Source organism: Microcoleus sp. T2B6, from assembly GCF_036700475.1.
Classification (GTDB): Bacteria; Cyanobacteriota; Cyanobacteriia; order Cyanobacteriales; family Microcoleaceae; genus Microcoleus.
On sequence record NZ_JAUBOZ010000078.1, the window covers coordinates 1 to 11,629 of the forward strand.

At 45.2% G+C, this 11,629-nt stretch carries 9 protein-coding genes; 3 read left to right on the forward strand and 6 right to left on the reverse strand.

Annotation, left to right across the window (positions count from 1 at the left end; all coding sequences use genetic code 11):
* Positions 1-134: 134 nt before the first annotated feature.
* A complete protein-coding gene (locus QUA00_RS26350; RefSeq protein WP_333411710.1) occupies positions 135-3,977 on the reverse strand; it encodes a PAS domain S-box protein in 3,843 nt (1,280 codons plus the stop codon).
* A 69-nt stretch (positions 3,978-4,046) separates the two neighbouring features.
* Between QUA00_RS26350 and QUA00_RS26355 the strand changes: the two genes are divergently transcribed.
* On the forward strand, positions 4,047-4,217 hold the full coding sequence (locus QUA00_RS26355; RefSeq protein ID WP_333411711.1) for a hypothetical protein: 171 nt from the start codon (positions 4,047-4,049) through the stop codon (positions 4,215-4,217).
* Between the two features lie 240 nt (positions 4,218-4,457).
* Here the strand turns inward: QUA00_RS26355 and QUA00_RS26360 are convergent, their stop codons facing one another.
* From QUA00_RS26360 to QUA00_RS26370, 3 genes are all read right to left on the reverse strand, one after another.
* A complete protein-coding gene (locus QUA00_RS26360; RefSeq protein ID WP_333305752.1) occupies positions 4,458-5,849 on the reverse strand; it encodes a malic enzyme-like NAD(P)-binding protein in 1,392 nt (463 codons plus the stop codon).
* 81 nt (positions 5,850-5,930) lie between these two features.
* Positions 5,931-6,059, reverse strand: coding sequence for a hypothetical protein (locus QUA00_RS26365; RefSeq protein WP_333305750.1), 129 nt, complete (start codon positions 6,057-6,059; stop codon positions 5,931-5,933).
* A 648-nt stretch (positions 6,060-6,707) separates the two neighbouring features.
* Entirely contained in the window at positions 6,708-7,103 is a 396-nt protein-coding gene (locus tag QUA00_RS26370; RefSeq protein WP_333411712.1) for a hypothetical protein, read from the reverse strand.
* Between the two features lie 716 nt (positions 7,104-7,819).
* Between QUA00_RS26370 and argS the strand changes: the two genes are divergently transcribed.
* Positions 7,820-9,577, forward strand: a complete 1,758-nt coding sequence (gene argS, locus QUA00_RS26375) for an arginine--tRNA ligase (RefSeq protein WP_333411713.1) — start codon at positions 7,820-7,822, stop codon at positions 9,575-9,577.
* 108 nt (positions 9,578-9,685) lie between these two features.
* Here the strand turns inward: argS and QUA00_RS26380 are convergent, their stop codons facing one another.
* Together QUA00_RS26380 and QUA00_RS26385 are read right to left on the reverse strand one after the other, a co-directional pair.
* On the reverse strand, positions 9,686-9,946 hold the full coding sequence (locus QUA00_RS26380) for a ParE family toxin-like protein (protein WP_333411714.1): 261 nt from the start codon (positions 9,944-9,946) through the stop codon (positions 9,686-9,688).
* The gene (locus QUA00_RS26385) at positions 9,943-10,356 is read right to left on the reverse strand and encodes a hypothetical protein (RefSeq protein WP_333411715.1); all 414 of its coding nucleotides are present in this window, start codon (positions 10,354-10,356) and stop codon (positions 9,943-9,945) included. Before QUA00_RS26385 ends, QUA00_RS26380 begins: the two co-directional genes overlap by 4 nt.
* 164 nt (positions 10,357-10,520) lie before the next feature.
* On the opposite strand from QUA00_RS26385, the gene QUA00_RS26390 reads away from it, so the two are divergent.
* The gene (locus QUA00_RS26390) at positions 10,521-11,615 is read left to right on the forward strand and encodes a restriction endonuclease (RefSeq protein ID WP_333411716.1); all 1,095 of its coding nucleotides are present in this window, start codon (positions 10,521-10,523) and stop codon (positions 11,613-11,615) included.
* Positions 11,616-11,629: the final 14 nt, after the last annotated feature.

An 11,629-nucleotide genomic window follows, 5' to 3' on the forward strand; every position in this document is an offset into this window, starting at 1 on the left:
GTCCCGCCCGTCCAAAAAGGACGGGCGGGACGCCCATCCCACAATAACAATTAAAATTGTAAGTTATTTAATTCGTGATCCTTATCAAATCCGGTCGATCGCACACAGATGATATGATACCGATACAATGGGTTTTAATTTATTTTTTGCTGCAGAGGAATCTCGATCGCAAATTCGGAACCTTCTCCCAATACAGAAATGCAAGAAAGCTTGCCGCCGTGTTTTTCTACTACTATAGAGTGCGAAATCGCCAATCCTAAGCCAGTTCCTTTGCCAATGGGTTTAGTAGTGAAAAACGGGTCAAACAAGCGCTTTTGCACATCTTCGCTCATCCCAGGGCCGCTGTCAGCTATCCATATGGCAACGCTGTTATTGTCGGTTACTTGGGTGCGAATCGTAATTGCGAGATTTTTGTCGGTGCGATCGGATTTCTTCATCTCCATTTCCAATGCGTCTAGCGCATTGCTCAACAAATTCATAAATACTTGATTTAACTGACCGGGATAACATTCAACTAAAGGCAAATTACCGTATTCTTTGATGACATTAATTGTCTGGTGATCGGCTTTATGTTTCAGGCGGTTTTGCAAAATCAGCAGCGTGCTTTCAATGCCTTCGTGAATGTCAACTTCTTTCTTTTCGGCTTCGTCAAGTCTTGAAAAAGTTCGCAGGCTCAACACTATGTCGCGGATGCGATCGGCTCCGAATTTCATAGAGGCTAAAATTTTCGGTAAATCTTCAATAAGATAATCAATTTCAAAGTCTTCCCTGGCCTCTACAATTCTGGCGCTCGGCTGCGGGTATTCCTTCTGGTAAAGTTGCAGCATTTTTAGCAAATTTTGAGTGTATTCGCTGGTGTAGCTGAGATTGCCATAGATAAAATTAACCGGGTTGTTAATTTCGTGGGCGACGCCTGCTACTAACTGGCCCAAACTCGACATTTTTTCACTTTGAATTAATTGAGTTTGGGTGCGTTGGAGTTCGTGTAAAGTTTGTTCTAGCTGTTGAGTTTGAGCTTGAGCTAATCGGGCCGCTGTGCGCGTTTGGGTGTAAAGTTCGGCGTGGTCGATCGCGATCGCAATTTGAGCGACCACCGCTTGCATCAGTTCGACTTCCGATTCGCTCCAATTTCGCATCGACATAGCCTGATAGCAGGTAATCACCCCAATATCGCCTGCAGCAGTATGAATTGGCAGCGACAGCACTGAATTAAAATTTGAAGCCTGGAAAAGTTCGCGCAATTCTACATCTTCAAAAGTGCTGACATCATCAATTCGCAGAATTTCTCGCCGCAAAATCTGTCGCACTGCGAGACTAGATTTGTCGTCTACAGGATAAGTGCCAAGCATACTCGGCAAATCTGCATTCTTCGCTTCGTAAGTTACGTCCCACAGCGGAGGATTGGTGTTGGGGCGATACCAAGTGAAGATGCACCAATCTAGGTGCATCAGATTGCGAATTTCTTGAACTGCTGTTGCTAAAATTGTGTCTAAATCTAAAGAAGTGCGGATTTGGTTGGCAATTTGATTGAGCAGTAATTCTCGCTGAGCTTGCTGTCTGAGCGCTTCTTCCGATCGCACTAAAGTTTCTTCTGCAAGTTTGCGATCGGTTAAATCTTGGATCACTACTTGGATAATTTTTTCATTTCCCACCTCGATGACTGTCAGCACCACTTCTGCGGGAAAATCAGTACCGTCTAAGCGCTGGTGAACCCAATCAAAACGGTGCTTTCCCCGCTCAAAGGCGATGGCTATCATGTCGTGGGCCAAGCTCAAAGAATCTCTGCCGTTGGGTTGCAAAGGAGGTGAGAGTTTGCCAGGGTTTTGGCCGTACAACTCTTGCGGGGTAGTACAGCCGAATAGTTGTAGGGTGGCTGTGTTGGCATCGGTGATGGCATTGTCACATAACATAAAAACAGGCAAACTGGTTAATTCGTAGAGCGATCGAAATTTAGCTTCCGACTGCTGCAATGCGGCTTCTGTTTGCTTGCGATCGGTAATGTCGGCAACCATTGCCAAAGCGCCCACATAGCGTCCTTGTTTGTCTGCCAAGGAATTAGTAGAAAGCATCGCCCACAAGTCGCTGCCGTCTCGGCGACGGAACTTAAAATCGAGCTGTTCGCGAATTTGTTCACGGCGGCGTTTGAGACTGGCTTGTGCGATCGCGATGCCTTCTGCATCCATGAAAGCAAATAGCGACTCTCCGATCATTTCCTCTGGAGTGCAGCCGAGCATATCGGCCATTTTTTTGTTGACAAAAGTAGTTTTACCCTCCGTATCTATCATCCAAATTCCTTCGTCTGCTGTCTCGACAATGCACCTGTATTTGTCCTCGCTTTCCCTGAGCGCTTCTTCTGCTAATTGGCGAGCCGTAATGTTTTGAGTCATTAGCAATCCGCCGATAATTTCTTGCCGTTCGTTTCTGACTGGCAAAGTATAACCGAGGTAGATGCGATCGCTGTAAATAAATTCTGTAACAACTGTTTCTCCTGCCAGTGCCGCCCGATAATTTGGCTCGACAGCAGCGCAAAAATCTGGCTCGAATACTTCCCAGATTGTCTTGCCTTCCATCAATTCTTTGGAAAGCCCCACGGCGGCTAATTCTGTACCTTCTACCAGCGTGTAGCGCATTTCTGGATCGAACAACATCACCGCGCCGTTAGGAAAGTTGCTTGCCATAGTGCGGTAAAGCTGTTCGCTTTTTTGCAGCGCAGCTTCTGCTTGTTTGCGATCGCTAATGTCAATTACAACTGCACCGATGCCGATCGCCTCCCCATCTTTTTCGAGCAGGGGAAAATAAGAGCCTGTCAGGTGTCGGACAAACCCAGGCTTTCTGGGATTGTCACCACTCATCTCCATGTTAATTAAGGGTTGTTTCGTCCTCAAAATTTTTTCGTACAAAGGCTCTATTATTGGAGCGATATTCGGCAATATATCGCGTACAGTCTTGCCAATGTGTTCTGCTGGACTCAAGCAATTTATTTCTGCTAGAAATTGATTAATTTGCACGTACCGCAGTTGCGAGTCCAAAATGCAAAGTCCCGCCGGCGCCTCCTTCAAAAAGGCATCAAATAGTGATTGTCTTTGTGCTAATTCTTGTTCTAAAGCTTTGCAAGGACTGATATCTGTTAAAGAACCCATCATCCCCACAACTTCTCCCGTATTGTCTTTCAATAGCGAAAGCATCAGGTGCGAGAAAAATTGTTCTCCAGATTTACGGCGTGTTATAACTTCTATTTCATGCTCGCCTTTTTCTTGTAGCGGTTTGATGACTTGCTCTAACAAAAACTCGTGTTCTTCGGGCGGGTAAATGAGAGAAATGTGCTGTCCGAGCGCCTCACTTTCTTCATAGCCGTATAACTTTTTGCAGGCTTGATTCCAAATGGCGATCGAGCCGTCCATATCTGTAGAAATCACCGCTTCGTGAAATTGGTCGATAATTTGACTTTGGAGACGCAATTTGTTTTGAGTTTGTTCCAGTTCGGCGATTTTTTCTTCGAGTAGCTTCTGAGTTTTTTCCAGTTGGGCAGTCTGCTTTGCCAGCAATTTTTCTAGATGTGAATTGCTGTGCGGCGGCGCTGATTCCAGGGGAGCGCTATTTTGATCCCGATTATTAAAGATTTCTTCAACACTTAGCCAAATCGCGCACTGTCCCTCTGTTTCAATTGCCCGCTCGGAAACTCGCACGGGTACGAGATGCTGGTTTTTATGTTTGTATGCTGCTTCGCACAGGTGCGTGTGGCTATTTTTTGCTTGACATTCTAGATATGTTTCTGGGCCCGCGCACTGTGTTTGCTGAATTTCCCAATAGTTGAGGTGGAGAGTTTCTGCAACTGTGCGGCCGATAATATTTGCAAAAGCTGGATTTACGTCGATAAAAGTCCCGTCCGTCCGGCACAATGCCAGCCCGATCGGGCACAGTTCTAACAATGGGCGGTTGCAGCGAGCGCGCTTGGCTTTTCCTAACTGGCTTTGCATCTGACCTAGCGGGACTTGGGTGATTTAATTATATCTTTATTATCTTGTTTATTGTTGTGAGTTTTATCCTTGATTAAGGAAGAGAGAAGAAGGAAGTTCGGCAACGAGCCGTCTACGGGATTTAACGGATGTAACGAATCGATGCTGAGGTTCGAGGGAAGAAGGAAGAGGTTGGATGTTGGAGGTTCGAGGGAAGTTCGGCAACGATCGCGCGATCGGGATTTAACGGATGGATGTTGAGGAAAAAGACAAGATGGGGAAACAAAAGTGAGTAATAATCAACGGGGAGGAAGAAAGAGGGAATGAGAAGAAACCCGAAAAATCACAAAAGAAGAAGTACAAAACTGGTACAAACACCATTAATTTATACATGGTATCTTCCCTCCAACCTTCTTCCTTCTTCCTTCTTCCGACGGACATCCGTTACATCCGTTACATCCGTTACATCCGTTACATAATCCGTTGCCGAACTTCCTTCAATTAATCGCGGGCGATACCTTCGGATCGGGCCGCCAACTGCACTGCACCGGCGACAGCAATGGCCACTCTTTCGTCAAAAACAGACGGTATAATGTGCTCTTTGTCAAGCTGAGAAGGACTGACTAAAGAGGCGATCGCATAAGCTGCTTCCAAATACATACTGGGCGTAATCGTGGTTGCTTTGCAGTCCAAAGCACCTCGAAATATCCCCGGAAATGCCAAAACATTGTTAATTTGATTCGGGTAATCGCTGCGTCCGGTTGCTATGATCGCCGCATCTTCCATAATTAATTCTGGCTGAATTTCAGGAATGGGATTTGCCATTGCAAAAACAATGGGATTCTCGGCCATCGAACGCACCATCGAACGGGTGACTACGCCGGGGGCGCTGACGCCTAAAAATACATCGGCACCGGCGATCGCATCTTCCAAAGTACCGCTCGAAGCCACGGCAAATTCTAGTTTTTCTGGGTTCATATCCGTGCGGTCTTGGGAGAGAACGCCTTTGGAGTCGCACATGATGATGTTTTGGGCACCTGCTTTACGCAACAACCGGGCGATCGCGACTCCGGCCGCACCGGCTCCGTTAATCACGATACACACTTCTGCGATGGTTTTTTTAACGATTTTCAAGGCATTAATTAATGCTGCCAAACTGACAATTGCAGTGCCGTGCTGGTCGTCGTGAAAAATCGGAATATCTAAGGTTTCCCGCAATCTTGCTTCGATTTCAAAGCAGCGGGGAGAAGAAATATCTTCGAGGTTAACGCCGCCAAAAACCGGGGCGATATTCTGCACTGTGCGAATAATTTCCTCAGTATCTTGGGTATTCAAACAGATAGGAAAGGCGTCAATACCTGCAAATTCTTTAAATAGCATGGCTTTGCCTTCCATGACTGGCAGTGCGGCGGCAGGGCCGAGGTTTCCCAGTCCCAAAACTGCGCTACCGTCGGTAACAATAGCAACAGTATTTTGTTTGATTGTCAGGTTATAAACTTGTTGGGGGTCATTGGCGATCGCAGTGCAGATGCGGCCGACTCCAGGGGTGTATGCCATTGCCAAATCTGACTGGCGTTTGAGGGAAATTTTGCTAACTACGCTGATTTTTCCGCCGCGGTGCAAGTTGAAAGTGCGATCGTACACGTCGATCACTCTGATATCTGGCAGTGCTTTCACTGCTTGCACTATTTCTTCATTGTGCTCGAGGCTGGAGGCATCGACGTTGATATCGCGAACGGTAGTGGCGCGGGTTTGCTCGATCAAGTCGATTTGGCCGAAGTTGCCGCCGACAGATGCGATCGCGCTGGTGACTCTTGCCAGCATTCCCGGCTGGTTCGGCAGAGCAACCCGAATTGTTAAACTAAAGCTGGGATTTGGTGTCAGTTTTACCATGATGTCTTGATTTCAGATTTGAGAATTTCAATCTTAGATTTTATCGCCAATGTTAGGCATAAAATTTAATAATTTAAATTTTCAACTGAAATTTTTAACAACTTCTATGAGCCTGTGGTGCGATCGCTCTGCACTGCCTTGCGTGCCGCTGGGAAACTCATCTTTTTTTGAGTTGAGCTTTGCTCTGTCTATAGCTTGTGACTCGCCCACAAATAGCCTATTTTCTGTCAAGTTCGCAGCGAACCGCGAATATGAAGCGCGGGCCTCTCATACCAATTTAATGTGAAGTTGCACATATCTCGATCCCCCTAAATCCCCCTTAAGAAGGGGGACTTTGAGCGGAATCTTGTCCCCCCCTTATTAAGGGGGGCTAGGGGGGATCTGATTCTACGGGGCCTCATAAAAAATTGGTATCAACCCGGTTTCTGAGGTCAACGCGCGCAAATCTTATCTATTTTTGATAATATTTCTGCTTATTCTGAACCTCAGCAGATATTTCGCAAAACTCTATTTTCCAGCGATACCGCCTAATTCCTGCTGCTGTCTTTTGAAGCGAGACACCGAGGAGAGTTGATGCGGCTTTTTGGTGGCCTTTATTGGAAATGTAAAAAGTAGATGCACGGCTGTTTGAGCCGGCAGGTAAAAATCTGAGCGACTGACAAGCGGGCCTTTGATATATATTTTGTCTGGTTTAACACTTGCCAAAGATTGCGAGTGCAACCTTGCAAACGCTCTAAATTACCTGCACGCTTTGCCCGATAATTCCAGGGAGTGTAACTAACAGACAATCTACCCCGCGCCGACACAGGCACAGCTTGGGCCGAACCGTGTTGAGTTGCTGGTTGCTAACTGTCAATTTTACCGATCGGTCGCAGCATCGGCCCATATAATTGTAAAGAATTTGCAAGCCAGACAATCCGGGGGAACTTTTTCTAAGTCTTCCAGATCTATCGGTTGCTCTGCTTCGCTGCCGGGGGGAACTATGCACAGGGCAACTTGTCCGACTCCAGCCATGAGTTCGGCAACTCGCTCCAAAATACTGTCCATTTTGTCAATTAGTTGCTCTGCTGCATCCAGACTCGGCGCGATGATGAAAAAGGTTTTGACTCCATCGGGACAAGGGGCGAAGCCGAGGGTACACTCTCGTAATAGTGCTTGGGTGGAGAGACTGAAACCGTCGTAGAAGCGAGCGATTACTGCTTGATAAAAGGCGTGGGTCAGAGAGCGATCGCCAAAAATTGGTTGAGATAACATAACTACTTCCTTTCGTAGGATTTTTGGGAGCATTGAAAAAATTTTAACATACCTTAATGTAAGCGATTTAACAAAATGATCTAGCGATCGAGATCATGGACTTGATGTGATAATTTTTAATTTGTGTAGCGATCGCAACTGTGATAAAATGTACTCTGTGCTATCACGGCCAGTCAGTAACTCAGGGCTGAAGCCACTGAGCTTGTAAGAGTAATTGAGCAAGCTATACTGACCAGCCTAAGTCTTAACTGACTACGTTATTTGAGTCACGACACCGGGAGAATGCGAAGCTAGTTCCTTGCTCTGTCATCTGCAATTAAACAGTTTTAAAGTCACTGAAACAGTGTTGCAGGTCTAAAAAGCTCTCATAACCTTGGCGAAGCTAACATTACCCGTAAGGGCTTGGAGACAACCATATCTCCGCAGAGGGGCAACCATACCCCTCTACCCCGCAAGGGGATTCAAGGCGGTTGAAACCGCCGAGTCGTTTTCCTCTCAGGTCTAAAGACTCGCTCGTTTCCCACTTACCGAGTATTTTTATGATTTTGATCGCATCAGCAGCTCAAAGCTAAGTACAAAATTTCCTACTAGGTGAGGAGAGGGGGAGAGGGCCACAGGGAGAGAACCCGAGGGAAATTACCTAAGTAGTAAGAGTATTATTGGCAAAAAGTGCTTAATCTAGAGTTTAAAATAAACATCCAATCAAAATATTCAAGATGAACTCGATCGCCCAACAGTTAAAAGCAAAATTTGAAAAAGCATTCACCGCTGCATTCGGCGAAAGTTACGCAGGTGCAGATCCGATGCTAGCCGCCGCCAGCAATCCCAACTTTGGGGACTTTCAGTGCAACGCGGCGATGAGTTTGGGGAAAAAGTTAGGAAAGCCCCCACGGGCGATCGCCTCGACAATCATCGAAAACCTAGATATTACTGACATCTGCGAAACCCCAGAAATCGCCGGGCCCGGTTTTATCAATTTGAAGCTGAAACCGGCTTATTTGGAAGCGCAAATTAGTGAGATCGCCGGCGACTCGCGTTTGGGGATTGAACCGGCGAAAACGCCTCAGACAATCGCGATCGACTTTTCGAGTCCGAATATAGCCAAAGAAATGCACGTCGGACATTTGCGATCGACAATCATCGGAGATGCGATCGCCCGCACCCTCGAATTCCAAGGCCACGACGTACTCAGAATCAACCACATCGGCGACTGGGGCACCCAATTCGGAATGCTGATCGCATACTTGCGCGAAGTTCACCCCGAAGCCCTCACAACCGCTGACGCCCTAGACTTAGGAGATTTAGTCGCATTTTACCGCCAAGCAAAACAGCGCTTTGACACAGACGAAACCTTCAAAGAAACCGCCCGCCAAGAAGTAGTAAAACTGCAAGCAGGCGCCGAAGACACCCGCCGCGCTTGGAAATTGCTGTGCGATCAATCGCGCCGCGAATTTCAAGTAATCTACGACTTGCTCGATATCAAATTAACCGAACGCGGCGAATCGTTTTACAATCCTCTATTGCCCGCTGTAGTCGAAGATTTAACAACTCTAGGTTTGCTAGTTGAAAGTGACGGCGCGAAATGCGTTTTTGTAGACGGTTTCACCAACAAAGAAGGCGAACCACTGCCGCTAATCGTCCAAAAAACCGACGGAGGCTACAACTACGCCACAACAGATTTAGCAGCAGTGCGCTACCGGATACAAAAAGACAATGCAAAGCGCTTAATTTATGTCACCGATTCGGGACAAGCAAACCATTTTGCCCAAGTATTTGCAGTAGCCAGAAAAGCTGGTTGGATTCCTGAAGATGTCGAAATTGTCCACATTCCCTTCGGTTTGGTATTGGGAGAAGACGGCAAGAAACTCAAAACCCGTTCGGGTGATACAGTGCGGTTGCAAGATTTGTTAGATGAGGCGATCGTCCGCACACGCCAAGATTTAGAAGAGAGATTAAAAGTCGAGGAAAGACAGGAAACTGAAGAATTTATTGCTAACGTATCTCGAACAGTTGGTTTGAGTGCCGTTAAGTATGCCGATTTAAGTCAAAACCGCGCCAGCAACTATATTTTCAGTTACGACAAAATGCTCGCATTGCAAGGAAATACCGCTCCATATATGCTGTATGCTTACGTGCGCGTGCAGGGAATTCGCCGCAAAGGTGAGATTAATTTTGATAATTTAGATTCTGGTGCAAAAGTGATTTTGCAGTCAGATGCCGAGTTGGTTTTAGCCAAACATTTATTGCAGTTGAATGAAGTTGTGAATGCTGTTGGTGGCGATTTGTTGCCGAATCGAATTTGTCAGTATTTGTTTGAATTGAGTCAAAAATTCAATCAATTTTTTGAGCAATGTCCGGTTTTGAAAGCTGAGGAACCGTTGCGGACTTCGCGGTTGATTTTGTGCGATTTGACTGCAAGAACTTTGAAATTGGGTTTGGAGTTGTTGGGGATTAAAGTATTGGAAAGAATGTAAGTTTTTAACTCTTGTGAAACAGGCAAGATTCCAGGCGATGTAGGGGCGGGTTCGCTAACAATAATTGCCTGAAACCAACCATCTCGAAAACCCGCCCCGGCCTGATTACTAGAAAAAACGTTCATAATCATCGTGGTTTCCAATCCAAAACCATGTCACGGTATCTCCTTGTAAAATCCCCACTGCTGGATAGCCGCGCGTGATTCTCGCATACCAGATATTTTCTTCCTGGTTGATGCACTTGAAGTGCAAAGATCGATGAAAGGGATTTTCCAGCCAGAAACGATAAGCTTTTCTAGCTTGCTCTTTTACTTTACTGTCAAGAGAATTGTATTTTTCCCAAAAGGAAGGAAGGGTGGTAGATTTCATAACTCATTGAGTCTCATTTCCTGTGCCTTTCCTTCAGCAATTTCTTGTTTTGCGCGTTGGGCCGCAGCCACAAGTTGCGGTTGCGTTTTCTTGAAAGATTCGTCCCATTGAAGCTCATCTTTTAAGTCGGCGATATACTCTTTCAAGTATTCTGCTACTTGCTGCTGTAAAGTTTCTGGCAGAGACTGCATCATCTCGATCGCTGCATCAATACCTTCCCACAGTTCAGAAAGCGGTACAGTCTCTCCTGTCATTGCTTCGTGCCATCCTTGACGAAAACAGTCTTCGGCTGACTTCAGGGGTTCCTCATCAGCAAGAACGATAATGCGAACTCGGCGATCGGCAAATTTGGCTGATTGGGCGAGAATTTCTTCCCACGTTCCCTCTAGTTCTAGTAGTTGTGTTGTCATTTTTTTCATGGAATTGTGACTAAGTTTATTTTAGCGTGTGAAGAAGTGCGATCGCCCCTTCATGCGTCAAATTTCAGGCTAATGGGAATATTTTTCGATCTTGCTAAAGAGAATATGTTATACTTTTTGGTGGAAAGTATTGAAGTTGATACTAGATAGCCGTAATGCCTGAAAATATTAAGCCGATTCAAAAGATTCTCTTTGGTAGTCCAGGGACGGGAAAAAGCTACCAGATTCGGAAAATTGCTATAGATCAATTAAAAATTCCTTTCGATGAAGCTACCAAAATGCTTAGTAACACTGTCAAGACAGTGTTTCATCCAGAGTACACCTATGCTGATTTTATGGGGAAATTGTTGCCACTCACCCAAGGCAACTCCATTATTTATAAATTTTATCCAGGACATTTTATCCGCATCTTGGGAATGGCATACCAAGGTTTAATTGACGGTAATAAAGACCATTACCTGCTGGTAATTGATGAATTAAATAGAGGAAATGCGGCAGCTATTTTTGGTACTGTATTTCAGTTGCTGGATCGCGAAAGTGATGGCTGGTCGAGTTATGAAGTCGATATTTCTGAAATGGAGTTAGTTGGCTTACTGGAAGCAATGCGCCTAAAGCCAAGCATTCAAGATGGAACAATTGAAATTAAAGAAGGAAAGGCTAAAATACCTTGTGAAGATTTTTGTCAACGAAGGAAAGATGAATTAGCCTCAGAAAATCCTGATGGTAGCAGAGTATTTAGTCTTCTACAACAACGGCGAATTAATATTCCACATAACTTGTCTATTCTCGCGACAATTAACACTTCGGATGAATCAATTTACTACCTCGATAGTGCCTTTAAGCGGCGGTGGGACTGGGAATATGTTAAGGCTCCAGTAAGAGGCGCATCTATTCCAGAAGAATTGCGAGATGTGAACTTAATAATTAATGGTGAGCCACAAGGAGCATGGTCAGATTATATTCTGGGAATTAATGAATTGATTAAATCAAATCATCAGGTGATTCGGCGGATTGAAGATAAACAAATTGGTTGGTGGTTCATAAAACCAGAAGACGATAAAGTCGATCTTGAGCAAGTAAAAGATAAATTAATGTTTTATCTTTGGGATAGTGTATTTGCGAGAGATAAACGACCGATAGAGGAGTTTTTATCGGATTCCGATAATGCGGTAAAATTAACAGCATATTCAGACTTTCTAGATTTGATGCAAGAATTTATGAGGAAAGTAGGTGAGCTGGGTAAAAAATAATTTTTTTAGGATTT

What these genes read in the sequence shown, in the direction of transcription:
- QUA00_RS26350 (WP_333411710.1), bottom strand. Translation starts at nt 3,977, where the DNA reads ATGCAAAGCCAGTTAGGAAAAGCCAAGCGCGCTCGCTGCAACCGCCCA.
- QUA00_RS26360 (WP_333305752.1), bottom strand. Translation starts at nt 5,849, where the DNA reads ATGGTAAAACTGACACCAAATCCCAGCTTTAGTTTAACAATTCGGGTT.
- QUA00_RS26370 (WP_333411712.1), bottom strand. Translation starts at nt 7,103, where the DNA reads ATGTTATCTCAACCAATTTTTGGCGATCGCTCTCTGACCCACGCCTTT.
- argS (WP_333411713.1), top strand. Translation starts at nt 7,820, where the DNA reads ATGAACTCGATCGCCCAACAGTTAAAAGCAAAATTTGAAAAAGCATTC.
- QUA00_RS26380 (WP_333411714.1), bottom strand. Translation starts at nt 9,946, where the DNA reads ATGAAATCTACCACCCTTCCTTCCTTTTGGGAAAAATACAATTCTCTT.
- QUA00_RS26385 (WP_333411715.1), bottom strand. Translation starts at nt 10,356, where the DNA reads ATGACAACACAACTACTAGAACTAGAGGGAACGTGGGAAGAAATTCTC.
- QUA00_RS26390 (WP_333411716.1), top strand. Translation starts at nt 10,521, where the DNA reads ATGCCTGAAAATATTAAGCCGATTCAAAAGATTCTCTTTGGTAGTCCA.